The 24,675-nt window shown below is 65.4% G+C and carries 22 protein-coding genes; 8 read left to right on the top strand and 14 right to left on the bottom strand.

The genetic code is table 11. The features are described from left to right. Positions 1-57 precede the first annotated feature (57 nt). Entirely contained in the window at positions 58-1,038 is a 981-nt protein-coding gene (locus XW59_RS15650) for a glycerophosphodiester phosphodiesterase family protein (RefSeq protein WP_047146159.1), read from the top strand. Here XW59_RS15650 and alaS read toward each other — a convergent pair whose 3' ends face one another. The 3 genes from alaS to XW59_RS15635 all read right to left on the bottom strand — a co-directional run bounded on the left by alaS (position 1,039) and on the right by XW59_RS15635 (position 5,189). Then, on the bottom strand, positions 1,039-3,705 hold the full coding sequence (gene alaS / locus XW59_RS15645) for an alanine--tRNA ligase (protein ID WP_047146160.1): 2,667 nt from the start codon (positions 3,703-3,705) through the stop codon (positions 1,039-1,041). It lies immediately after the preceding gene. 214 nt (positions 3,706-3,919) lie between these two features. Then, the gene (recA, locus tag XW59_RS15640; RefSeq protein WP_047146161.1) at positions 3,920-5,017 is read right to left on the bottom strand and encodes a recombinase RecA; all 1,098 of its coding nucleotides are present in this window, start codon (positions 5,015-5,017) and stop codon (positions 3,920-3,922) included. Next, positions 4,989-5,189, bottom strand: coding sequence for a hypothetical protein (locus XW59_RS15635; protein ID WP_137327038.1), 201 nt, complete (start codon positions 5,187-5,189; stop codon positions 4,989-4,991). The genes recA and XW59_RS15635 overlap by 29 nt, the downstream gene beginning before the upstream one ends. Positions 5,190-5,308: 119 nt before the next feature. On the opposite strand from XW59_RS15635, the gene XW59_RS15630 reads away from it, so the two are divergent. Beyond that, positions 5,309-6,250 carry a carbohydrate kinase family protein gene (locus XW59_RS15630; protein WP_047146162.1) on the top strand — a complete coding sequence of 314 codons (942 nt, stop codon included), beginning with the start codon at positions 5,309-5,311 and terminating at the stop codon, positions 6,248-6,250. Between the two features lie 22 nt (positions 6,251-6,272). Then, a complete protein-coding gene (locus XW59_RS15625) occupies positions 6,273-7,190 on the top strand; it encodes a pseudouridine-5'-phosphate glycosidase (protein WP_137327037.1) in 918 nt (305 codons plus the stop codon). A gap of 79 nt (positions 7,191-7,269) precedes the next feature. Here XW59_RS15625 and XW59_RS15620 read toward each other — a convergent pair whose 3' ends face one another. The 10 genes from XW59_RS15620 to XW59_RS15575 all read right to left on the bottom strand — a co-directional run bounded on the left by XW59_RS15620 (position 7,270) and on the right by XW59_RS15575 (position 18,662). Next, the gene (locus tag XW59_RS15620; RefSeq protein WP_047146163.1) at positions 7,270-7,917 is read right to left on the bottom strand and encodes an OmpA family protein; all 648 of its coding nucleotides are present in this window, start codon (positions 7,915-7,917) and stop codon (positions 7,270-7,272) included. A gap of 193 nt (positions 7,918-8,110) precedes the next feature. Next, entirely contained in the window at positions 8,111-8,875 is a 765-nt protein-coding gene (locus XW59_RS15615) for a L,D-transpeptidase (RefSeq protein ID WP_047146164.1), read from the bottom strand. 192 nt (positions 8,876-9,067) lie between these two features. Next, the gene (locus XW59_RS15610) at positions 9,068-9,439 is read right to left on the bottom strand and encodes a hypothetical protein (protein WP_047146165.1); all 372 of its coding nucleotides are present in this window, start codon (positions 9,437-9,439) and stop codon (positions 9,068-9,070) included. Positions 9,440-9,563: 124 nt separating this feature from the next. Then, positions 9,564-10,259: an urea ABC transporter ATP-binding subunit UrtE gene (urtE, locus tag XW59_RS15605; protein ID WP_047146166.1), complete on the bottom strand. Its 696-nt coding sequence runs from the start codon at positions 10,257-10,259 to the stop codon at positions 9,564-9,566. A gap of 137 nt (positions 10,260-10,396) precedes the next feature. Next, positions 10,397-11,143: an urea ABC transporter ATP-binding protein UrtD gene (gene urtD, locus XW59_RS15600; protein ID WP_047146167.1), complete on the bottom strand. Its 747-nt coding sequence runs from the start codon at positions 11,141-11,143 to the stop codon at positions 10,397-10,399. 4 nt (positions 11,144-11,147) lie between these two features. Further along, positions 11,148-12,371 carry an urea ABC transporter permease subunit UrtC gene (urtC, locus tag XW59_RS15595; protein ID WP_047146168.1) on the bottom strand — a complete coding sequence of 408 codons (1,224 nt, stop codon included), beginning with the start codon at positions 12,369-12,371 and terminating at the stop codon, positions 11,148-11,150. Then, positions 12,368-13,984 (bottom strand): urea ABC transporter permease subunit UrtB, encoded by a 1,617-nt coding sequence (urtB, locus tag XW59_RS15590; protein ID WP_047146169.1) that lies wholly within the window; start codon positions 13,982-13,984, stop codon positions 12,368-12,370. Before urtB ends, urtC begins: the two co-directional genes overlap by 4 nt. Before the next feature lie 112 nt (positions 13,985-14,096). After that, the gene (urtA, locus tag XW59_RS15585) at positions 14,097-15,398 is read right to left on the bottom strand and encodes an urea ABC transporter substrate-binding protein (protein ID WP_047146170.1); all 1,302 of its coding nucleotides are present in this window, start codon (positions 15,396-15,398) and stop codon (positions 14,097-14,099) included. A gap of 249 nt (positions 15,399-15,647) precedes the next feature. Continuing rightward, complete coding sequence (locus tag XW59_RS15580; RefSeq protein ID WP_047146171.1) at positions 15,648-16,043, bottom strand: VOC family protein; 396 nt, start codon at positions 16,041-16,043, stop codon at positions 15,648-15,650. A 24-nt stretch (positions 16,044-16,067) separates the two neighbouring features. Then, positions 16,068-18,662: a response regulator gene (locus tag XW59_RS15575; RefSeq protein WP_047146172.1), complete on the bottom strand. Its 2,595-nt coding sequence runs from the start codon at positions 18,660-18,662 to the stop codon at positions 16,068-16,070. Positions 18,663-18,925: 263 nt separating this feature from the next. Between XW59_RS15575 and XW59_RS15570 the strand changes: the two genes are divergently transcribed. Further along, positions 18,926-19,912: a flagellar biosynthetic protein FliO gene (locus XW59_RS15570; protein WP_137327036.1), complete on the top strand. Its 987-nt coding sequence runs from the start codon at positions 18,926-18,928 to the stop codon at positions 19,910-19,912. 169 nt (positions 19,913-20,081) lie between these two features. On the opposite strand, the gene dksA is transcribed toward XW59_RS15570, so the two are convergent. Next, a complete protein-coding gene (gene dksA, locus XW59_RS15565; protein WP_047146174.1) occupies positions 20,082-20,498 on the bottom strand; it encodes an RNA polymerase-binding protein DksA in 417 nt (138 codons plus the stop codon). Positions 20,499-20,805: 307 nt separating this feature from the next. Between dksA and XW59_RS15560 the strand changes: the two genes are divergently transcribed. The 4 genes from XW59_RS15560 (at position 20,806) to XW59_RS15545 (ending at position 24,609) form a co-directional block, all read left to right on the top strand. Then, the gene (locus tag XW59_RS15560; RefSeq protein ID WP_047146175.1) at positions 20,806-21,309 is read left to right on the top strand and encodes a histidine phosphatase family protein; all 504 of its coding nucleotides are present in this window, start codon (positions 20,806-20,808) and stop codon (positions 21,307-21,309) included. 67 nt (positions 21,310-21,376) lie between these two features. Beyond that, positions 21,377-22,852, top strand: a complete 1,476-nt coding sequence (locus XW59_RS15555) for a YcjX family protein (RefSeq protein ID WP_246666105.1) — start codon at positions 21,377-21,379, stop codon at positions 22,850-22,852. After that, the gene (locus XW59_RS15550; RefSeq protein WP_047146177.1) at positions 22,849-23,925 is read left to right on the top strand and encodes a TIGR01620 family protein; all 1,077 of its coding nucleotides are present in this window, start codon (positions 22,849-22,851) and stop codon (positions 23,923-23,925) included. The genes XW59_RS15555 and XW59_RS15550 overlap by 4 nt, the downstream gene beginning before the upstream one ends. 132 nt (positions 23,926-24,057) lie before the next feature. Continuing rightward, on the top strand, positions 24,058-24,609 hold the full coding sequence (locus XW59_RS15545; protein WP_047146370.1) for a hypothetical protein: 552 nt from the start codon (positions 24,058-24,060) through the stop codon (positions 24,607-24,609). Positions 24,610-24,675: the final 66 nt, after the last annotated feature.

Raw genomic sequence — 24,675 nt, 5'->3', positions numbered from 1 at the left:
AGTCAAAGAAACGCCCAGCTTGGCTGAGATCAACGCGGCAAACGGGGGCAGATCCAGATGATTCGCAGGATTTTCAAGGCGCTGGCGCTGATTGTTGCCGCATTCGTTGCGGTGGCATTCGTGGTGAACACCGACCTCCTCGCGCCGGAAAGCGCGGCGCGGCCACTCCTCATCGCCCATCGCGGCCTCGGCCAGACCTACTCGCGCGAGGGCCTCGAAAACGACACCTGCACGGCCGAACGCATTTTTGCGCCCGAGCACCCCTATCTGGAAAACACGATCGAAGGTTTCGAGGCCGCCTTCGCGGCCGGCGCCGACATCGTCGAGTTCGACGTCCATCCGACGACCGACGGCCAGTTCGCGGTTTTCCACGACTGGACGGTCGATTGCCGAACCGAGGGAAGCGGCGTCACCCGGGAGCACAGCCTGGCCGAGCTGAAAGCGCTCGACGTCGGCTACGGCTACACGGCCGACGGCGGCAGGACCTTTCCGTTCCGCGGCAAGGGCGGCGGCCTGATGCCTTCCCTCGATGAAGTGCTGGAGGCGTTTCCCGACCGCCGTTTCCTCATCAACATCAAAAGCAACGACGAAGACGAGGGCCGGCTTCTCGCCGCGCGGCTCAACGCTTTGCCGCCCGAACGGCGGGCCGACATTACGATCTACGGTGGCGGCAGGGCGGTGGAGGCGTTCAAGGCCGACAGCCCGCAGACGAAGGTGCTCGGCACGGACGGAGCGATACGCTGCTTCATCCGCCACGGGCTGCTCGGCTGGAGCGGCTACGTGCCCGAGGATTGCAGGCAGACGCTGTTCATGGTGCCGGCGAATTTCGCGCCCTTCATCTGGGGCTATCCGCACCGGCTTTCGGCGCGGCTCGCCGAACATGGCACCATGCTCGTGGCACTCGGCGACAATCCCGGCAGGCCTTCCACGACCGGCGTCGACGACGAGGCCACCCTGCGCAAGCTCCCGCGCCGTTTCGAAGGCGCGATCTGGACCGACCGGATCGACCGGATCGGCCCGCTCGTGCATTCGGATTGATCAGGCGGCCAGCGCCGCCTTCACCGCATCGACGGCGGCCTGGGCCTTCGCCCCGTCGGGACCACCGGCCTGGGCCATGTCGGGCCTGCCGCCGCCGCCCTGCCCGCCGATCGCAGCCGATGCCTGCCGGACCAGATCGACGGCGGAGAAGCGGACGGTGAGATCGTCGGTGACGCCGACGACGACGCTCGCCTTGCCGTCTTCCGACGTTCCGACGAATACCACGACGCCGGAGCCGAGCGACTTCTTGCCCTCGTCGGCAAGCGGCTTCAAATCCTTCGGCGAGACGCCGGACACCACGCGGCCGAGGAAGCCCACGCCGGCGATGGTTTCGCCTTCGCCGCCCCCTCCGGATGTTCCCGCACCGCCGCCGAGCGCCAGTTTCTTGCGCGCATCGGCAAGCTCGCGCTCGAGCTTCTTGCGCTCGTCGAGGAGCGCCTCGACGCGGGAGACGACGTCGGCCGGCGAGACCTTGAGCGCGGTCGCGGCCGCCTTCAGCCTGCGGTCCTGCTCGTCGAGATGGCGGCGCGCGGCATCCCCGGTCAGCGCCTCGATGCGACGCACGCCGGCGGCGACCGCGTTTTCGGCGACCAGGCGCACCAGGCCGATATCGCCGGTGGCGCCCACATGCGTGCCGCCGCACAGTTCCACCGAATAGGCCTTCCCGGCCTTGTCGCCGTGGCGCGCGGTGCCCATGCGCACCACGCGCACCTCGTCGCCGTATTTCTCGCCGAACAGCGCCATCGCGCCCTCGGCAATGGCGTCGTCCACCGCCATCAGCCGGGTCGTCACCGGTTCGTTCTGCACGATGATCTCGTTGGCGAACTCCTCGATGCGCTCGAGCTCCCCGCTCGAAATCGGCTTCGGATGCGAGAAGTCGAAGCGCAGCCGGTCGGGCGCGACCAGCGAGCCTTTCTGGGCGACATGAGTGCCGAGCACCTCGCGCAGCGCCTCGTGAACGAGGTGCGTGGCCGAATGGTTGGCGCGTATCCTGGTGCGCCGCTCGTGGTCGACCTTCATCTCGACCGCGGCGCCCACCTTCAGGGCCCCCGAAACCACCTTGCCCGAATGGACGAACACGCCGTCGCCCTTCTTCTGGGTGTCGGTGATCTCCACCTTGAAGCCTTCGCCGGTCATCGTGCCGGTGTCGCCGACCTGGCCGCCGGACTCGCCATAGAACGGCGTCTGGTTGACGACGAGCGCGACGGTGTCGCCCTCGCGTGCCTCTTCCACCTGCGCGCCGTCCTTGACCAGCGCGGTGACCACGCCTTCGGCCTGCTCGGTGTCGTAGCCGAGGAATTCGGTGGCGCCGACCTTGTCGCGGACGGCGAACCACACGGCCTCGGTCGCGGCCTCGCCGGAGCCGGCCCAATTGGCGCGCGCCTCCGCCTTCTGGCGCTCCATCGCTACGTTGAAGCCGTCCGTATCGACCGAAATGCCGCGCTGGCGCAACGCATCCTGGGTGAGATCGAGCGGGAAGCCGAACGTGTCGTAGAGCTTGAAGGCAGTCTCGCCGTCGAGGCGATCGCCCTCATCCATCGTCGCGGTCGCGTCGGAAAGCAGGCCGAGCCCGCGCGCCAGCGTCTTGCGGAAGCGCGTTTCCTCGAGCTTGAGCGTCTCGGTGATCAGCGCCTCGCCGCGTGTCAGTTCCGGATAGGCCTGTCCCATCTCGCGCAGCAGCGCCGGCACGAGCCGATGCATCAGCGGCTCAGAGGCGCCGAGCAACTGCATGTGGCGCATCGCCCTGCGCATGATGCGCCGCAGCACATAGCCGCGCCCCTCGTTGGAGGGCAGAACCCCGTCGGCGATGAGGAAGCAGGACGAACGCAGATGATCGGCGATCACCCTGTAGGACGCGAGGGTGTCCGGCACCGGCGCCTTGCCGAGCACGGATGCCGTGGCGTCGATCAGGTGACGAAACAGATCGGTCTCGAAGACGGTTTCGACGCCCTGCAGGATCGATGCCATCCGCTCGAGCCCCATGCCGGTATCGATCGACGGACGCGGAAGCGGAACCTGCACGCCTGGCTCCGTCTGGTCGAACTGCATGAAGACGAGGTTCCAGAATTCGAGGAACCGGTCGCCGTCCTCCTCCGGGCTTCCGGGAGGACCGCCCCAGATGTGCTCGCCGCGATCGATGAAAATCTCCGAGCACGGCCCGCAAGGACCCGTGTCACCCATCGCCCAGAAATTGTCGCTGGTCGGAATTCGAATGATGCGGTCGTCGGAGAAGCCGGCGATCTTCTTCCAGTGGTCAGCCGCCTCGTCGTCGGTGTGGTAGACCGTGACGAGCAGCTTGTCCTTCGGCAGTCCGAAATCCTTCGTTATCAGGTTCCAGGCGAGCTCGATCGCGCGTTCCTTGAAATAGTCGCCGAAGGAGAAATTGCCGAGCATCTCGAAGAAGGTGAGATGCCGCGCGGTGTAGCCGACATTGTCGAGATCATTGTGCTTGCCGCCGGCGCGGACGACCTTCTGCGCCGTCGTGGCGCGCGAAAAAGGTCGCGTCTCGAGCCCGGTGAAGACGTTCTTGAACTGCACCATGCCCGCATTGGTGAACATAAGCGTCGGATCGTTGCGCGGCACGAGCGGGCTCGACGCGACGACCTCGTGTCCGTTCTTCCTGAAATAGTCGAGGAAGGTCGATCGGATTTCGTTGACGCCACTCATGCTTCTACCTTCGTGAAAGAGCCCGGAGCAAAGTTCCGCGGAATTTGGAGAACGCCTTTTAGCGTCAGGACATATGACTGTCCAGAAATCCCGTCGGATCGAGACCGAACGGCTTGCGAAGTTTTGATCGCGCGCGTGGCGAAAGCAGGAAGAACAAAAAAACCGCCGGCGCGAACGCCGGCGGCTGCGATGGTTCTTCGAGGGGTAAGCCTTCCTACATTTCCGCGGCTTCCGGCCCGCCATCCTCGTCCAGCCCGCCAGGACCGCCATTTTCGAGGAACTTTTCGGCGATCAGGCCGGCATTCTGCCGCAGCGCAAGCTCGATCTCGCGCATCGTATCCGGATTGTCGCGCAGGAACAGCTTGGCGTTCTCGCGCCCCTGGCCGAGGCGCTGCGAATTGTAGGAGAACCAGGCGCCGGACTTCTCGACGACACCGGCCTTGACGCCGAGATCGATCAGCTCGCCGGTCTTTGAGACGCCCTCGCCATACATGATGTCGAACTCGACCTGCTTGAAGGGCGGAGCAAGCTTGTTCTTGACCACCTTCACGCGGGTCTGGTTGCCGACCACCTCGTCACGGTCCTTCACCGAGCCGATGCGGCGGATGTCGAGACGGACGGAGGCATAGAATTTCAGCGCATTGCCGCCGGTCGTGGTTTCCGGCGAACCGAACATGACGCCGATCTTCATGCGGATCTGGTTGATGAAGATGACCATGGTGTTGGAGCGCGAGATCGACGCGGTGAGCTTGCGCAGCGCCTGGCTCATCAAACGGGCCTGCAGACCCGGCAGGGAGTCGCCCATCTCGCCCTCGATCTCGGCGCGCGGCGTCAAGGCCGCGACCGAATCGACCACCAGCACGTCGATGGCGCCGGAACGCACCAGCGTGTCGCAGATCTCCAGCGCCTGCTCGCCGGTGTCGGGCTGCGAGATCAGGAGGTTTTCCAGATCCACGCCGAGCTTGCGGGCATAGACCGGGTCAAGCGCGTGCTCGGCGTCCACGAAGGCGCAGATGCCGCCCTTCTTCTGCGCCTCGGCGACCGTGTGCAGCGCGAGCGTGGTCTTTCCCGAGCTTTCCGGCCCGTAAATCTCGACGATGCGTCCCTTCGGAAGGCCGCCGACGCCAAGCGCGATATCGAGGCCGAGAGAGCCCGTCGAAACGGTCTCGATCTCGATCACCTGCTCGTTGGCGCCGAGCCGCATGATCGATCCCTTGCCGAACGCACGCTCGATCTGTGAGAGAGCCGCATCCAGAGCCTTTGATTTGTCCACCGAATTATCCTCAACAAGCCGCAATGAGTTCTGAGCCATGATACCTTACCCCTTGGTAGTCAGCGAAGCCGGACAATCCGATGTCCCTGATGTTTTTTGTACCTTTTTTGTTCTCTTTTTGCAATAGAGGGTATGACACTGAAATCATTGCATTTTCTTCTGGATGTTCTTTTTTCGTACCAAGGTCCGGCGTGGAGGTGAAGCCGCGCATGGGGACGATCCGACGCAGGCAGCCACGCTGAAAACGGCTCCGAATCGCGCCTGGCGATTGCGGCGGCCGGCGGTGCGCGATATCGTCCCGCCCAATCGTTTCCTTATAGCATTTTTTCGATGACATCACCCATGCTTCTTGCCGTCGGCGCGGCCCATATCGACAGGCGCGGACAGGTCTCCGGCCGCTACCTGCCCGGCGCGTCCAATCCCGGCACGATGCGCGAGGAGATCGGCGGCGGCGTCTTCAACGCGCTGCGCAACGCGACGAGGCACGGAGTACATGGCGCGCTGATGTCGCTGCGCGGCGGCGACGCGGCCTCCGAGGCGGTGGGACGCGCGATCGACGAGGCGGGAATCGAGGATCTTTCCGCCAGCTTCCTCGACCGGACCACGCCCAGCTATACCGCGCTGCTCGACGAGGAGGGCGAGCTGATCGCCGGTTTCGCCGACATGGGGCTCTACGATATCGGCTTCGCCAAGCAGATACGCCGCCGCAAGTTCCGCGACGCGGTCGGCCGCGCCGAGGCAATCCTGTGCGACGCCAACATGCCCGAAGCAGCACTGCTCGCGCTGATGCAGGCGAGCGCGGGAAAGCCGGTCAACGCCGTCGCCATCTCTCCGGCGAAGGTGACGCGGCTTGCGCCCTGCCTCGACCGGCTCGCCTGCCTTTTCATGAACCTGCGCGAGGCGCGCACGCTCTCCGGCCGCCCCGCCGATGCCATGCCGGCAAACATCGCCGCCGCGATCCGGGGCATGGGGCTCGCCAGCGCGGTGATCACGGCCGGCTCGCATCCGCTCGTCGGCTTCGACCTGGCAGGCATGTTCGAGCTCGTCCCCGCCGCGCCGCGCCAGGTCGCCGACGTGACCGGCGCGGGCGATGCGATCGCGGGGGCGACGACGGCGATAATGATGCAAGGCCTGCCGCTGCGCCAGGCGGTGCGATACGGAATGGCGGCCGCAATGCTGACATTGGAAAGCCGCAACGTGGTTGCTACCTATTCGGATCAGGATTTCGCCGACGCGCTTGCGCTTGTGGGCGAGGCCCGCGCCGTGGCATGAGCGCCGCGACAAGGAGAACCACATGACGCCTGAAACCGCCCGCCCCCATATCGACATCCACCCGGAAGTCGCCGCAGCGCTCGAAGCCGGCACGGCCGTGGTGGCGCTGGAAAGCACCATCATCACCCATGGCATGCCCTACCCCGACAACAATGCGATGGCGGCGCGCGTGGAGGAGATCATCCGCGAGGAAGGCGCCGTTCCGGCGACCATCGCGGTGGTGGACGGGCGGCTCAAGGTCGGCCTCTCGGCTGCAGAGCGCGAGGCACTGGCCCAGGTCTCGGGCGCGATGAAGCTTTCGCGCGCCGATCTCGCCTTCGCCGTCGCGCAAGGCCGGACCGGCGGCACCACGGTCGCGGCGACGATGATCGCGGCGCATCTCGCCGGCATCGGCGTGTTCGCCACCGGCGGCATCGGCGGCGTCCACAAAGGCGCGGAGACGAGCTTCGACATCTCGGCCGATCTCGACGAGCTCGCGCGCACCCCGGTCATCGTCGTGTCGGCGGGCGCGAAAGCGATCCTCGACATCGAGAAGACGCTCGAAGTGCTCGAGACCCGCGGCGTGCCGGTGATCGGATATGGAACGAAGGTCATGCCGGCCTTCTGGTCCAGGACTTCGCCTTATGCCGCTCCGCTGACCCTCGACAGCGCCGAGGCGATCGCCGGCTTTCACCGGACGCGCGGGGCGCTCGGCATCGTCGGCGGCATGCTGGTCGCGAATCCCGTACCGGAGGAAGCCGAAATTCCCGCCGAAATCATGCAGGGCCACATCGCGGCAGCGCAGGCCGATGCCGGGAAGAACCGCGTCACCGGCAAGGATGTGACGCCCTATCTGCTTTCCCGGCTGCTCGAAATCACGGATGGCGAGAGCCTGCGCACCAACATCGCGCTGGTCGAGAACAACGCACGTCTGGCTGCAAGGATCGCGAGCGCGCTCTGACTCCCCCGAATTCCGGCACCCAAGAAAAAGCCCGCCCTTCCGACCCGGAAAGGCGGGCTTCTCGTGAATTGCGCCGGGATCAGGTGACCGGCGAAAGGTAGATCTCGACGCGGCGGTTCTGCGCCCGGCCTTCCGGCGTCGCATTCGAGGCGACCGGCTGGTTCGGGCCGAAGCCGTTGATCGCGAAGCGGCGGGAATCGACGCCCTGGCTGCCGAGATAATTGGCGACCGACATCGCCCGGCGCTGCGAAAGGTCCATGTTGTGGGCCAGGCTGCCGGTCGAATCGGTATGGCCGTTGATGTCCACGAAGGTCTGGTTGAACTTCTGCAGCACCAGGGCGACGGAGTTGAGCGTCTGGTAGAAGCCGGACATGACCGCATCCTGATCCGACGCGAAGGTGATGTTCGACGGCATGTTGAGGATGATCTGGTTGCCGTTGCGGGTGACCGACACGCCGGTGCCCTGGAGCTGGGCACGAAGCTCGGCCTCCTGGCGATCCATGTAGTTGCCAATCGCGCCACCGGCGAGCGCGCCGATGCCGGCGCCGATCAGCGCGTTGCGGCGGTCGTCACCGCCGGCCAGCATGCCGAGGCCGGCGCCCGCGAGGGCACCGAGACCGGCGCCTCCGGCCGTGCGCGACAGCCGCTGCTCGCCGGTAAAGGGATCGCTCGTGCACCCGGCCAGGAAAACCGCCGCCATGGCGCCGATCACAATCTTCTTCATCATCTAAAATACCCTCTCCTGATAACGTTCTCGTCCCGGCGCCTTTTAACACAGATTGCGGCAAAATGCGGCCGGGCGAAAAGCGGAGTAAAATCAAATATTTCCGCGAATATGGTCTGCCGGAATGTTGGGCCGGCACATACTGCCGATTCGGGCACGGCCTCGGGGCTTCGCCCGAGGCCGACCGGTCCGCCGATCAGATATCCAGGGAAGGCCGGCGCTGATTGACCTCGTCATAGACGAGCGGCTGGTCATGCTGCTGGATCGCCGGTTCCGCCGCCGGAAACTCGTGCTGCAGGACGACCACCGGCGCGCCGACGGGAACACGGCTGTAAAGGTCGATGATGTCGTTGTTGAAGAGCCTTATGCAGCCCGAAGAGACGGCCAGGCCGATCGACCATGGTTCGGACGTGCCGTGAATGCGGAAGAGCGTGTCGCGGTCACCCTGGAAGAGATAGAGCGCGCGCGGACCAAGCGGATTGGTCAGCCCCGGCTCCATGCCGCCCGCCCATTGCGCGTTGCGCTCCGGCTCGCGCTCGATCATCGACTGGGTCGGCGTCCAGCGTGGCCATTCGGCCTTGCGCCCGACCCGCGCGGCACCCTCGAACTCCAGCCCCGCCTTGCCGACACCGATGCCGTAGCGCATCGCCATGCCGTCCTCCTGGACGAGGTAGAGAAAACGGTTGGCGGTATCGACCACGATCGTGCCCGGCCGTTCCGGGGTGTCGTAGCGCACCTGCTGGCGGAAGAATTTCGAATCGACCTTGGTGATGTCGGTCGCGGGGAGCGGGAAGCGTTCGTCGGGCTTGGGCCCGTACATCGCGACGTAGTAGGGATCCGGACCGGGCTTGACGCTTTCCAGAACGGCGCCGGTCGACATGCAGCCCGCCAGAAGAAGCGGGGTGAGTAGCACCAGGACGTGACGAGGAAGGAATGTTGCCAGGAGACGTGAGACACACATTGGAGTTTACCCGATACAAGTTTGTTCTTGGACGATGCGCACCGGCCGCCCCGGCACCTCGTTCCTTCTCGGTTCCAATAGTGGCCGCCCTTTGGCAAAAAAAAGCTGAAAAGAGGCAACGGAAACCGTGTTGCCTCAATGCAACATATTAGTAATTGCTTATTTTTATGCCGTGCGGATTCACGTCCGCTATCAGCGGTCGATCTTCAGGGAAATGATCTCTTCATAGGCATTCAGCGCGCCGGGGATGCCGACGCCGGAGCGCACGGCCGCCGGAGCAAGGGCGAGCGCGACGTCGCCGCTTCGCACCCGCTCGATGAGCGAAAGCGCATCCAACGAGGCCTGGCTGGCAAGCGGAGAGGCGCTCGCGCTTCTCATCACGCCATAGGCGGCCGCGAGCGAGCCGGGACTGATCGAGGAAAGCGTGCCGAGATAGCCGGCCCTGGAGCGGATCTGCCCTGCATCGGAGGACTGGGAGACGACGGACCGGGCAACGGGACGCGAGGCGTCAGGCAAAGCCGCAGGCTGCGCGCTCGAAAGGACACCGGCTTGCCCAACGATCATTCCATCCCCCCAATCCCCGTGAGTTGCGCGGAGATAAACTCCAGATGTGGATTTTACGTTTATCCGCGGACTGCAATTTAGTTCAAATGCGTCGGTCCGAGACCCGGCGCGCCGTCATGGCGGATCAGACCGTCAGGAATTTACGGACATCCGGGCGATCGAGATCGGTCGCCGGTCCGTGGTGGACGACCAGCCCACGGTCCATGATGTAGACTTCGTCCGCAAGCTCGCGGCAAAAGTCGAGATATTGCTCGACGAGCAGGATGGCGATGCCGGCCGAATCGCGCAGGAACCGGATCGCCCGGCCTATGTCCTTGATGATCGAGGGCTGGATGCCTTCCGTGGGCTCGTCGAGAACCAGAAGCTTCGGCCGCATCACCAATGCGCGGCCGATGGCCAGTTGCTGCTGCTGGCCACCCGAAAGGTCTCCGCCACGGCGCGACAGCATGTCCTTCAGGACGGGAAAAAGTTCGAACACATGCGGCGGAATGCTGCGTTCGCCCCGCCTGAGTGGGGCAAAGCCGGTCTCCAGGTTTTCGCGTACCGAGAGCAGGGGGAAAATCTCCCTGCCCTGCGGCACGAATGCGATGCCCGACCGGGCGCGATCGTACGCCGCGCTCCGGTCGAGCGCCTTCCCCTCGAAGGCTATGCTGCCAGTCGTCAGCCGGTGGTGGCCGACGATGGATCTCATCAAACTCGTCTTGCCGACGCCGTTGCGCCCGAGCACGCAGGTGATCCTGCCGGCCTCGGCCCGCAACGACACGCCGCGCAGCGCCTGCGCCGCGCCGTAGTGAAGCACCGCGTCGGTGACCGTCAGCATGGGCGCTCTCCACTTCCAGTGAAGGTAAGCGCCGCCCTTCCGTCCCGGGTTTCGCTTTCCGAACCTCTTTCGCGCGGAGGCGGAACGACCAAAGCCGGAAACGCGAAGCGGTCGAGATCAAATCTCCACATCATCCCTCACCTGCCCAGATAGACTTCGACGACGCGCTCGTCGGAGGAGACGAAGTCGAGCGAACCTTCCGAAAGCACCGAGCCTTCATGGAGGCAGGTCACCTTGACGTCGAGCTCGCGCACGAAATGCATGTCGTGCTCGACCACCACGACCGAGCGCGTCTTCGAGATCTCGCGCAGCAGTCGCGCGGTCTCCTCCGTCTCGGCATCCGTCATGCCGGCGACGGGTTCGTCGACCAGAAGCAGCTTCGGGTCCTGGGCGAGCAGCATGCCGATCTCCAGCCATTGCTTTTGTCCATGGCTGAGATTGGCGGCGAGATCCGCGCGGCGTGCCTCGAGCCGGACGGTGGCGAGGATTTCGTCGATGCGCCGCGCCTCCCCGATCGAGCCGCGGTGGACGAGCGCCGGAAAGATCGAACGCGGCCCCTTCATCGACAGAAGCAGATTGTCCTCGACCGTATGGCTCTCGAAGACGGTCGGCTTCTGGAATTTGCGGCCGATGCCCATCATCGCGATGTCGGCCTCGTCATGTCTGGTGAGGTCGATCGTGCCGTCGAAGAAGACCTCGCCCTCGTCGGGCCGCGTCTTGCCGGTGATGATGTCCATCATCGTCGTCTTGCCGGCGCCGTTCGGCCCGATGATCGCGCGCATCTCGCCCTTGTCGAGCACGAGCGAAAGATTGTTGATCGCCTTGAAGCCATCGAAGGAGACCGAGACGCCGTCGAGATAGAGAATGGTGTGGTTCTTCGTCATCGTCTCACTCCGCCGGCTGCGGTTCCGGCCCGCCCTGCGGCACCGGCGAGGTGGCGGAACTGGCGCGCACGATGCGGACGTCCCCGGCTTCGGCCGGACCGGATGGCAGGTCGGCCTTGGCGAGCCTGCGCTCCCGGCGGACGGCGCGCCACTGGTCGTAGGTGCCGACGATGCCCTTCGGCAGGAACAGCGTGACGGCGACGAAGAGCCCGCCGAGCGCGAAGAGCCATAGCTCGGGCAGCGCGCCGGTGAACCAGCTCTTGCCGGCATTGACGAGCAGCGCGCCGAGGATCGGGCCGACGATGGTTCCCCTGCCCCCGATTGCCGTCCACACCACCACCTCGATGGAGTTGGCCGGCGCGAACTCGCCCGGATTGATGATGCCGACCTGCGGCACGTAGAGCGCGCCGGCGATGCCGGCCATCACCGCGGACACGGTGAAGGCGAACAGCTTCACGTTTTCCGGCCGCCAGCCGATGAAGCGGGTGCGGCTTTCGGCATCGCGCACCGCGACCATCAGCTTGCCGAGCTTAGAGCCGGCGATCGCGGCCACGAGCGCGATGCCCGCCGCCAGCGCCAGCGCCGAGGCGGCGAACAAAGCCGAGCGCGTGGCGCTCGCCTGCACCGGGAAGCCAAGTATGTCCTTGAAATCCGTCAGTCCGTTATTACCGCCGAAACCCATGTCGTTGCGGAAGAAGGCGAGCAGCAGCGCGTAGGTCATCGCCTGCGTGATGATCGAGAGGTAAACGCCGGTGACGCGGGAGCGGAAGGCGAACCAACCGAAGACGAAGGCGAGCAGCCCGGGCACGGCCATGATCATGATGGCCGCGAACCAGAACTGGTCGAATCCGTGCCAGTACCAGGGCAGTTCCTTCCAGTTGAGGAACACCATGAAATCGGGCAGGTCGGGATTGCCGTAGACACCGCGCGCGCCGATCTGGCGCATCAGATACATGCCCATCGCATAGCCGCCGAGCGCGAAGAAGGCGCCGTGGCCGAGCGATAGGATACCGCAATAGCCCCACACCAGGTCGAGCGCCAGCGCCAGCAGCGCGTAGCAGAGATACTTGCCGACGAGCGCGACCATGTAGTTCGGCACGTGGAACGGGCTCGACGGTGGGAAAGCCAGGTTGAGCACCGGGACCAGGACCGCCGCGCCGACGAGCAGCGCGATGACGATCTGGATACGTGGCGTGAGCCCGGCGACGAAAAGGCGCTGCGTGATCATGCCTCCACCGATCTTCCCTTGAGCGCGAACAGGCCGCGCGGACGCTTCTGGATGAAAAGGATGATCAGGACGAGGACGATGATCTTGCCGAGCACCGCGCCGGCATAGGGCTCGAGGAACTTGTTGACGACGCCGAGGGTCATCGCGCCGACGAAGGTGCCCCAGAGATTGCCGACGCCGCCGAAGACGACCACCATGAAAGAATCGATGATGTAGCCCTGGCCGAGATTGGGCGAAACGTTGTCGATCTGCGAAAGCGCCACGCCGGCGATGCCCGCTATACCCGAGCCGAGCGCGAAGGTGAGCGCATCGACCCAGGGCGTACGGATGCCCATGGAGGCGGCCATGCGCCGGTTCTGAGTCACCGCGCGCATATGCAGGCCCCAGGCGGTGAATTTGAAGACGTAGAGCAGCACCGCGAACACGGTGAACGCGAAGACGACGATCCAGAGCCGGTTCCAGGTGATCGACATCTGGCCGATCTCGAAGGCGCCCGACATCCAGGACGGGTTGCCGACCTCGCGGTTGGTCGGCCCGAAGATCGTGCGCACCGCCTGCTGCAGGATCAGCGACACACCCCAGGTCGCCAGCAGCGTTTCCAGCGGCCGCCCGTAGAGGAAGCGGATCACCCCGCGTTCGATGATCAGGCCGACGCCGCCAGCGACGAGAAAGGCGAGCGGCAGGGCGATCGCCAGCGACCAGTCGAAGAGGCCCGGATAGGAGGCGCGGATGACGTTCTGGACGACGAAGGTCGTGTAGGCGCCGAGCATCACCATCTCGCCATGCGCCATGTTGATGACGCCCATGACGCCGAAGGTGATGGCGAGACCGATCGCGGCGAGCAGGAGCACGGAGCCGAGCGAGATGCCGAACCAGACGTTCTGCGCGGCATCCCACGCCGAGAGGGTTTCCCGGACGTTCGCCGCGGAGCGCGCGGCGGCGCCCTTCAGTACGCCATCCGCCCGGCCTTTGACGGCAGCCAGCAAGGAGAGCGCCGTCCTGTCGCCGCGCCGCTCGATCGTCTTCAGCGCCGCAAGCTTCTCGCTGTCGCCAAGGTCGGAGGCGAGCACGGCGGCGGCGCGGGCCTCTTCCATGCGGGATTTGACGTTTGCGACCGCTTCGACGGCGATTGCCGCATCGAGCGCGTCGATCGCCTCGGGATCCGGCGAGCGGAACATGGTTTCGGCGGCCGACAGGCGCACGCCGGCGTCCGGCGAATTGAGCGTCAGCGCGCCGATCGCCTCTCGTACGGCGCGGCGCAGGCTGTTGTTGACCCGAACCTTGGTCACCTCCCGGCTTGCCGCCTCGCCCGACCGCCCGCCGGAAAGCGGGTCGAGGAGCGTCAGCGCGCCGCCGGCCTCCGAGACGATGAAAACCTGCCCGTCGGACTTGCGGAAGGAAAGATTGCCGTCGGCCAGCGCCCCGAGCGGCCGGCCGACGGCCGGGTCGCCAGTGGCGGCGAGTTCGCGCACGACCGCTTCGGTCTCGCGAAAATTCTTGGAAGTGGCGAACTTGGCGATGATCGTCCTCAGTTCGCCCTCGTCGGCATGCGCGGGCGCGCCGAAGCCGGCGGCAAAAAGCAGGATCAGGCCAAGGGCGCGGAGAAGTCGCATGCGGTTCGGTCTACCTGTTCGGTCTCGTTTTTGCGGAAGATCGTCCGGGCGGGCGGAGTAGAGCCCGCCCGGAACGGATCGCGATAAGAAAGCCCCCGCCCCCTCGTCGCGATCAGTTGATGCCCTTGCCCCCGCACTTGCCGGTGGCGACGTTGAAGTTTCCGCAGGAGAGCGGCGCCCGCCAATCGGCGATCAGGTCCTTGGAATCGGGCAGGTAGTCCGACCATTCGTCGCCCACGACGAGGCCGGGGGTCTCCCACACCGTCTCGAACTGGCCGTCCGCCTGGATCTCGCCGATCAGCACCGGCTTGGTGATGTGGTGGTTCGGCATCATCGCCGAATAGCCGCCCGAGAGGTTCGGCACGGAGACGCCGACGATGGCGTCGATGACCGCGTCAGCTTCGGTCGTACCAGCTTTCTCCACCGCCTTCACCCACATGTTGAAGCCGATATAGTGCGCCTCCATCGGGTCGTTGGTGACGCGCTTGTCGTCGCCGATATAGGACTTCCACGCCGCGATGAACTCCTCGTTCTCCGACGTGTCGACCGACTGGAAGTAGTTCCAGGCGGCGAGATGACCGACCAGCGGCTCGGTATCGAGACCGGCAAGCTCCTCCTCGCCGACCGAGAAGGCGACGACCGGGATGTCCTCGGCCTTGATGCCCTGGTTGGCGAGCTCCTTGTAGAACGGCACGTTGGCGTCGCCGTTGATGGTGGAGACGACCGCCGTCTTCTTGCCGGCCGAGCCGAAATTCTTGATGTCGGTCACGATGGTCTGCCAGTCGGAATGGCCGAACGGCGTGTAGTTGACCATGATGTCCTCGGCGGCGACGCCCTTCGCCTTCAGATAGGCCTCGAGGATCTTGTTCGTCGTCTGCGGATAGACGTAATCGGTGCCGGCCAGCACCCAGCGCTCGACGCCCTCTTCGTTCATCAGGTAGTCGACGGCGGGAATGGCCTGCTGGTTGGGCGCGGCACCGGTGTAGAACACGTTGCGCTGGCTTTCCTCGCCCTCGTACTGGACGGGGTAGAAGAGCAGCGAGTTCAGCTCCTCGAATACCGGCAGGACGGATTTGCGGCTGACGGACGTCCAGCAGCCGAACACCGCGTCGACCTTGTTGACCGAGATCAGCTCGCGCGCCTTTTCCGCGAAGAGCGGCCAGTCGGAAGCCGGATCGACCACCACGGCCTCCAGCTTCTTGCCGAGCAGGCCGCCCTTCTTGTTCTGCTCCTCGATCAGGAACAGCATCGTGTCCTTCAGGGTCGTCTCCGAAATCGCCATCGTCCCCGAAAGCGAATGCAGAATGCCGACCTTGATGGTGTCCTCCTGCGCCAGCGCCGGCGAAGCCAGAAGCCCCGCAGCGACGAGACCGGCGGAAGCCAGCCGGACCACAAGCGACGTGTTACCCCTCATTGATACCCTCCGTGCCTTGTTTTGTTTGCACCGCACAAAGCAAAGCAACAGCCGTGCCAGTTCTGCGCCGGCAGCGGAGAGGCGGCCGAAGGGCAATCCAATCAAGGGAATATGAGGCTTCGCTTGGAAAGCGGAACCGGATTTGCGACGGGCCGGGACCCGCGATGATGAGGCAAACTTGTGCGGCTCGGGATTTTTAGCTCAAAAAATAGGCAAGACCACGAATTGCCTTTACTTCAGCCAGCAGCATTATCGATACCGACCGCCGCGCTGAAGCACCTCGATCTTGTAGCCGTCGGGATCCTGCACGAAAAAGAAGCGGGCGAGCGCGACGCCGTCGCGGTTGAGCTCGACGATCCTGCCGGGATTGAGACCCGATTTCGTGAAGCGGTCGTGCTCTGCGTCCAGATCGTCCACGCAGAAGGCGATGTGGCCATAGCCGTCGCCGAGCGAATAGGGCTCCCGCCTGCCCTTGTTGATGGTCAGCTCGACCTCGAAATCGGCCTCGCCGTTGCGCAGATAGACCAGGGTGAAATCATCGAAGTCGAAACGGTCGGCGATCTCGAGGCCGAAGGCGGAGCGGTAGAAATTCACCGACCACTCCTCGTCGAGCACGCGGATCATGCTGTGGATCGCCTTCGCCATGGCGCAATACCTCGCTTTCGCCCGTCAGCGGCCTTCGGCCTGATCGTCGTCGAGCATGTCCTTGACGACCGTCGCAAGCTGTTTGAGCGAGAACGGCTTGGGCAGGAAGCCGAACTGCGCATCCGCCGGCAGATTCCTCGCAAACGCATCCTCGGCATAGCCGGAGACGAAGATGAACTTGATGTCCGGCTGCTGCTTGCGCAATTCGCCGAGCAGGGTCGGACCGTCCATCTCCGGCATGACCACGTCGGAGACGACGATGTCGACCTTGCCGTCGAGCTCCTTGAAGAGTTCCAGCGCCTCGACCCCGGACGAGGCTTCGTGAACCGTGTAGCCGCGCGAGGAAAGAGCCCTCACGCCGCCCACGCGCACGGCATCCTCGTCCTCGACCAGGAGCACGGTGGCGGAACCGGAAAGGTCCTTGTTTTCGGCCGCCTTGGGCCCACCGTTCGGAATGGCCGCCGCCTCGCCGACTGCCGAAGGCTTCGCCTCGGCCACGTGCCGCGGCAGGAAAATGCGGAACACCGTGCCCTTGCCCACCTCCGACGAGCAGAAGATGAAGCCGCCGGTCTGCTTGATGATGCCGTAGACCATGGAAAGGCCGAGGCCGGTGCCCTTGCCGACTTCCTTGGTGGTGAAGAACGGCTCGAATATCTTTTCCAGCACTTCGGTCGGGATGCCGGTGCCTGTGTCCTCCACCTCGACGAGCACGTAGTCGGCCGGCGTCAGTTCGCGATAGCCGTAGCGCGCGCATTCGTCCGTCGACACGTTCTTGGTGCGAACCGTGAGTTCGCCTCCTTCCGGCATCGCGTCGCGCGCATTGACCGTCAGATTGACCACGACCTGCTCGAACTGGCCGATATCCGCCTTGACCGGCCACAGATCGCGGCCATGGTCGATGTTGAGCTTGATGTCGGCCCCGGCGAGCCGCGACAGGAGCATGCGGATGTCGGCGAGCACGTCTGTGAGGCTCAGCACTTCCGGCCTCAGGGTCTGCTTGCGCGAGAACGCCAGGAGTTGCCGCACGAGCGAGGCGGCGCGGTTGGCGTTCTGTTTGATGTTCATGATGTCCGGGAAGGACGGATCGGACGGGCGGTGGTTGGTCAGCAGAAGGTCCGAAGCCATGATGATGGCGGTCAGGACGTTGTTGAAGTCGTGCGCGATGCCGCCGGCGAGCTGGCCCACCGCCTGCATCTTCTGGCTCTGCGCCATCTGCGCCTCGAGCGCCTTCTGCTCCGTCGTCTCCACGGCGTAGACGATCGCGGCTTCCTCGGCGCCCTCGCCGCCGGCAGCGTCAGCCACCGCATTGACGTAGAAGCGCATGAAGCGCTCCTCATTGTCGGGCATGACGGTATCGATCGGCGCGATGTCGGCCTGGTGCTGCTTGGCCTTTTCGAGCGCGGCTTCGAAGGCGGCGCGGTCGCGCGGATGGATCGCCGTGTCGAGCCGCACGCGGCGATCGACCATGTCGCTGTCGACGACGGAGGAGAACAGCGACAGGAACGGCGCGTTGGTGCGCAATATCCGCCCTTCCCCGTCGACACCGGCGATCGCCATCGGCGTCGAGTTGAAGAACCGCGTGAAGCGCACCTCGGAAGCGCGCAGGTCGGCGGAGGCGTCTTCGCCCTGGTTGCGGTTGAGCACTATGGTCCGCGACGCGCCAGGCACGCCGTCACGGCTGGCCGACACGCGGTGCATGAAGCGCACCGGCAGAGCCTCGCCATTGACCGTGGAAAGGTCGAGGTCGACGACGGCATTGCGCGTCGCCCCCGGATCGGCCTTCACCGAGCGCACCAGCGCCATGCCGTCGCCGGCGATGATCTGCGACAGCGTCGTCGAGCCCGGCGTGAAATTGGCGAGATCGAGCCCCAGCCACTCGGCGAGCGTCGCGTTGATATAGGTGACGCGGCCTTCCGCATCGGCGGCGAAGAAGCCCGCCGGCGCGTGGTCGAGATGGTCGATCGCCTTCTGCAGGTCGAGGAAGAACCGCTCCTGCTCGGCCCGCTCGGCGGAGATGTCGGCGAGCTGCCAGGCCTGCAGCGGCTGACGGTAGCCGGGAACCTTGAACATGCGCGCCCGCGTCCGGTACCAGTGGGCGCCCGGCTGGGCGCCCGGGCGGATCGCCTGCGTCAGCCTGAATTCGCCGTCGCCGGGCTGGCCGTCGCGCAGTCCCGAGGCGATGCGGTAGACGGTCGGCGAGGCTTCAGGGCTGTCGGAAAGCAGGCCGTCGACCGTCTTGATGTCGGCGGCGGAGGTCGAACCGGTCATCTGCGCGTAGGCGCGGTTGGCATAGACGATGCGTCCCTTGGCGTCGCTGACGACGAGACCCTCGTCCATCGTGTCGACGAAGGCGCGCGACAGTTCGTCGGCGGTGGAGCGCGGCGCGATCTGGATGAAGCCGATCGCGGTGGCGAAGAGATAGCCGATGCCGATCATCGCCAGCACGCCGAGCAGGCCAAGGAGGAACGGGTCGCCCAGCCGCTCGCGGAAGATGGCGAAGAATATCGCCGAAACCGTCAAAACGATGATGAATATGACGAGTCGGGTGATGGCCCCCGGCCGGGTGTTCTGGTCCACAATCGGAGCTGGTGAAGGCTCGCCGCCGCTTTCTCTGGCCATTCTTTCCCTGCCTGTGGATGTCCGAACACGGTGGTTCGGGGGCAATCCGGCATACATCATGGCCGTCCGCATCCGCAAGGTCCGCAGGCCCGGGGATGGCCCCGAGAGGACACTGTCCGCAGGTTTCGCTCAAGCTTCGCGGCAAATGACGCCACGACGACGTTGAAAACCGGCTTCGCCCGCAGCTTGCGGCCATGCGCGGCCGCCGCTAGTTTAAATCCGACAACAAGACGACGGCCGGGGATTTTCAGGGAGTTCGAGAGATGCGCGGGTGGCTTGAAAGCGTGGCGGGGGCCGAATACGCCTCCGCGCTGATGTGGACCGTGGTGGCGCTCATCGCGCTCCTGGTCCTGCTCATCATCATCCGAATTGCGCGCAGCCTTACCTTCGGCACCTTCGTGGCCGGCGGACGCAACCGCAAGGCGCGGCTCGCCGTGATGGACGCAACGGCGGTCGACAGCCATCGCCGCCTCGTCCTCGTGCGCCGCGACGACGTCGAGCACCTCATCCTCATAGGCGGGCCGAGCGACGTGGTGGTCGAGCAGAACATCCGCCTCTTGCCGCCGGCAAGACGCCCTGCGATCGACGAGTTTCGCGACCACGAGCACGCAACCACCGCATCACCGGACCTGCGCCAGCGAGCGCAGCCGGTGTCCGCCCCGTCTTCTCCCTCCCCGAGCCAAGCCGCGACGCCGCCGCGCCAACCCGCTCGCGAACCGCAGCCGACGGCCGCGCATCCGGTTGCGCCCATTCCGCAACCCGCGGCGCCGAGCCAGCAGAACGCAGCCACGCCGGCGGCCGAGCCCACCGCAGCCGCGCCAACGCCCCGCAGCGAGCCGGAGCGCCGGCCGGAGCCCATCGTCCCCCCTAAATTCGAGTTTCAGCGCGAGTTGCGACCGGCCGCGCCGGTTCCACAGCCTCCGGCGCAACAGGAGGCGCAGCCCGCGCCTCGACCCCAATCCCTGGCGCCGACCATCGCCGCCCCTGCCGCCATTGCGGCGGGAAGCGCGCTTGCTCAGCCGAACGGCATCATCGAGCCGGAACGGCCCGTCGAGATCGAACCCGCCGCGAGCGAGGAGCATGGGATCGACGAGCCGGACCTCAACGAGGCGCTGCTCGAGGAGCTCGAGGTCACGCTTGAAAGCGACAGGACGAAGCAGACGGCCACCGAGGAGGCAGCCAGCGAAGAAGATTCCCTCGACGAGGAGATGAGCAGGCTGCTCAACGAGCTCTCCGGTCACAATCGCTGAAAACCGAACGTGGTGCCTGGCGGAAGCCGGCATCCCGGGATGCCCGACCAAGGCGGGCGCGTCCTGTGATCCGCTCCGCCAGCACGTGCAGCCTCGTGGGCCGCGGGCCCTGCGAAATGCCGCAGACAAAAAAGGCGGCTCCGGGCCGCCATCAAGCTTCAGTCGTCGTTCAATCGTCGCGATAGACTTTCTCGCGGCGCTCGTGGCGCTCCTGCGCCTCTATCGACAGCGTCGCGATCGGTCGCGCGTCCAGCCGTTTGAGCGCGATCGGCTCGCCGGTCTCTTCGCAATATCCGTACGTTCCATCCTCGATCCTCTGCAGGGCCGCGTCGATCTTGGCAATCAGCTTGCGCTGCCGATCCCTTGCCCTCAACTCGATAGCGCGGTCGGTTTCCGAAGACGCCCGGTCGGCCAGGTCCGGATGGTTGGCGTTTTCCTGCTGCAGAATTTCAAGGGTCTCGCGCGCCTCGCGCAGTATGTCGTTCTTCCATGCGACGAGCTTGGCGCGGAAGTAGGACTTCTGTCGTTCGTTCATGAACGGCTCGTCCTCGGAGGGTACGTAATCGGCCTCAATGAATTCGGTCATTCGACTCACCCCAAAACAGATACCCGGGCGCCTATATATTCGCCGCTTTCGGGTCGCACAAGCGCAAAGGCTAACCCCTTCACGTGAATGTCAAACCGCCCGCTCACATTACGTTGCGGAAGGTTTCACTGCCGCTAAGTGCAAGGAAATCCATCGAAGTCTGAACCAAATGCAGATCCCGCGCACAATCGGCGCGCGTGTATTTTCCACCGCGCCCCGCTCTTCTTGCGCGCCGCGCCCGAGCCCGCTAAATCCTTGACCAAAGGCCTGCGAGCAACGTCGCGGCCGGGCCGAGAGGGGAAACACGATGACCCGGCTTTACCTCCTTCGCCACGCCAAGGCCAAATGGGCGCAGCCCGGCACACGCGATTTCGACAGGCCGCTCGACCCGTCGGGTCAGGCCGACGCCGATATGATCGGCGCCTCGATGGTGCTGAGCGGTTACGTTCCCCATAAAGTCCTCTGCTCGAGCGCGAAGCGGGCGCGGGAAACCTGGCAGGCGGTGGCGCGCCACCTGCCCACCGAGACGATCGAATACACCGACGAGCTCTACAGCACGGATTCGGCCGGCTATCTCGATATAATCCGCGCTTCCGGCGACGTCGCTTCCCTGCTGGTCGTCGGCCACAATCCGATGATGGAGGATCTGGCGGCGGCGCTTTCGAGCGACGGCGAGACGGCAGCGCTGGAGACGGTGGCGGGTGGTTTTCCAACCTCCGGCCTCGCCGTTATCCGCTTTTCGACGCCGCTTTCCCACGTTTCGCCGGAAGACGGCTATCTTGAAGCCTTCTTGACGCCGCGCGATCTTTGAACGCCCGCCGTTTCATTGCCGGCGGCGAGACCCTATATCGGTCCGGCAACAGCGCAGGAGCATGCATTTGGCGGGATTGACGACTTTCGGCGACGAGGCGCGCATCGCGCTCGACACGCTTACGGGCCGCGCGACGGATCTCGTCTCACCGTCCCTGCGCCTCGGCGTAACCGGCCTCTCGCGCGCCGGCAAGACCGTCTTCATCTCCTCCCTCGTCCATAATCTGATCCATGGCGGGCGCCTGCCCATGTTCGAGGCGCAAAAGAGCGGACGTATCGCCAAGGCCTATCTCGAGCACCAGCCCGACGACGCCGTGCCGCGCTTCCAGTACGAGGACCATGTCGCCGCGCTGGTGAAGGAGCGCGTCTGGCCGGATTCGACACGCGCCATATCGGAGCTGCGGCTGACCATCGACTTCGAATCGGCGTCCGGCTGGGGCAGACTGTTCTCGCGTGGCCGTCTCTCGCTCGACATCGTCGACTATCCCGGCGAGTGGCTCCTCGACCTGCCACTGCTCGGCAAGGACTATGCCGAGTTCTCACGCGACGCGCACGAGCTCTCGCTGCTGCCGGTGCGGGCCGATCTTTCTGAGGAATGGCGCCACCTCGCCGAAGCGGCCGACCCTGACGCGGATGCCGACGAAATGACCGCACGCAGCCTCGCCGAGGCCTTCACGCGCTATCTCAGGGCCTGCAAGGACGACGAGCGCGCGCTTTCCACGCTGCCGCCGGGGCGGTTCCTCATGCCCGGCGACCTCGACGGCTCGCCCGCCCTCACCTTCGCGCCGCTTCCGAACCTCGAAGAGGAGCGCTCGAGGCCCGGTTCGCTGCGGGCGATGATGGAGCGGCGCTACGAGGCCTACAAGACGCATGTCGTCAAACCCTTCTTCCGCGAGCATGTCGCCCGGCTCGACCGCCAGATCGTCCTGATCGACGCGATGCAGGCGCTGAACGCCGGACCGGCGGCCGTCGCCGACCTCGAACGCGCCGTGACGGAAATCCTCGCCTGCTTCCGCGCCGGCAGGGACGGCATCCTGACCAACCTCTTCTCGCGCCGCATCGACCGCATCCTGATCGCGGCGACCAAGGCCGACCATATCCATCATGAAAGCCACGACAGGCTCCAGGCGATCGTCAGGCGGCTGACGGATCGCGCGGTCGAGCGCGCGAGCTTCACCGGTGCGAGCGTCGACGTGCTGGCGATGGCGGCGATCCGGGCGACGCGCGAGGGCACGGTCAAGCAGGGTCGAGAGACGCTGCCGGTGATCATCGGCACACCGCTCAAGGGCGAAAGGATCGGCGACGAGACTTTCGATGGCGAAACCGAAACTGCTATATTTCCCGGTGACTTGCCAAAAGATGTTGATCTCCTTTTTCATCAGCCTGCGGAAGGCGACGCCGCCAGGGCGATCGAACCCGCGATACGATTCGTCCGCTTCCGCCCGCCCAAGCTGGAACGCACGGCGGAAGGCGTGACGCTCTCCATGCCCCACATCAGGCTCGACCGCGCATTGCAATTCCTGCTCGGAGACCGCCTCGCATGACCGCACCGCGAAAACCCGCCGCCTTCCGCATCGAGCCGGAGAAAAAGCCGGAACCTAGGCCCGAGCCCGAAGCGCCACGCCGGCCACGCGCCGTGAAGAGCGCGGATATGGCCGTCGTCGTCCCCGCGGAGGTCGACGTCTTCGACGAGCCGGACACGGCTCTCGCCGAGCCGCCGCCGGCAAGCCCGCCGCGGCGACGCTCGCGGATCGGCGCGATCTTCCTGGGTGCGCTCGGCATTCTGGTCACGCTTGCCGTGGGTCTCTGGACCGACCGCCTCATCCGCGACCTGTTCTCGCGCTCCGACTGGCTCGGCTGGCTGGCGACCGGTGTCGCCGCCGTGGCAGCCATCGCATTCCTCGCCATCCTCGTGCGCGAGCTTGCCGGGCTTTTCAGGCTCGCCTCGGTGGAAAAGCTGCATGGGCGGGCGCTCGACGCGCTCGAGCGCGACGACACCAAGGCGGCGCGCAATGTCGTGCGCGACCTGACGGATCTCGTCTCGACGAAGCCGGAAACGGCCGCCGGCAGGCGGACACTCGCCGATATCGAGAACGACATCATCGACGGCGCCGACCTCATTCGCCTCGCCGAGACCGAACTCCTCGGCCCGCTCGACGCGAGGGCGCAGGTGCTGATCCTGGATGCCGCCAAGCGCGTATCGGTGGTGACCGCGGTAAGCCCGCGCGCGCTCGTCGATCTCGCCTACGTGCTGTTCGAGGCGGGAAGGCTGATCCGCCGGCTCGCCGAGCTCTACGGCGCCCGACCGGGCACGCTCGGCTTCATCCGGCTGACGCGCGACGTGCTCGCGCATCTCGCCGTCACCGGCGCGATCGCCGCGGGCGACGAACTGGTGCACCAGCTGGTCGGGCAAGGGCTTGCGGCACGGCTCTCGGCGAAGCTCGGCGAAGGCGTGGTCAACGGCATGATGACGGCGCGAATCGGCGTTGCCGCCATGGAAACGGTCCGGCCGATGCCGTTCAGCGCGCTCAGGCGACCCGGCATGAGCGATTTCCTCGCCGCCCTTACCCGCTTTGCGCGCAAAAAGGGCCAGACGGCGGCCGATTCCAAAGATTGAGCTTGCACGGAAAAGTCGACTTGCCCATTCTCGCGGCTGGGGATCGGGCGGAAAGTTGACGAAGCATTAACCATTCATGGCGATGATTTGCCACGCTGTTTTCCGTATCTCCGGTTTCTGGGTGTTCTCATGATGGCTCGCGCCTTCCTGTCCGCAATCTTGCCGCTGGCTGCGGCCGCAGCCATGACCTTCGGGGCCGCCGGCTCCGCGAGCGCCTCCGAGAAGGACAAGAAGTTCTTCAGCTCCGTTACCGGGGCATGGTCGGGCCCGGGCGAGATCGTCGCCGGCAAGTACAAGGGCACCAAGTTCGTCTGCAATTTCACCGGCGCGACGCCGGACGGCAAGATCGGCATGTCGCTGGAAGGCGGCTGCCGTGTCGGCCTGTTCACGCAGAAGATGGCCGCAAGCGTCGAACACAAGGGCAAGCAGGGCTATCGCGGAACCTTCATGGACGGCGCGGTCGGCAAGGGCCTCGATGTCGTCGGCGGCAATGTCTCCGGCAGAAAGGTCATCCTGACGCTCAACCGCAACCAGCTCGACGGCGCCATGCTCGCCCGCCTGCCCGACGACAACACCATGCACGTCACCGTCTCCGTGAAGGTCGACGATCAGATGGTTCCCGTCATCGGCATGAACCTGAAGCGCGTGGATTCCAGCGCCGTCGGTGCCATCGCAAGGCAATAGTCTCCCGCGGGCCGCCCTCATCGCCGGCAACACCGCCCTCGATCAGCTTCCGCTGGTATGCGCGCG

This window comes from Aquamicrobium sp. LC103 (assembly GCF_001014615.2).
Taxonomy (GTDB): domain Bacteria; phylum Pseudomonadota; class Alphaproteobacteria; order Rhizobiales; family Rhizobiaceae; genus LBCQ02.
This window is presented reverse-complemented; position numbering and strand designations above follow the sequence as displayed.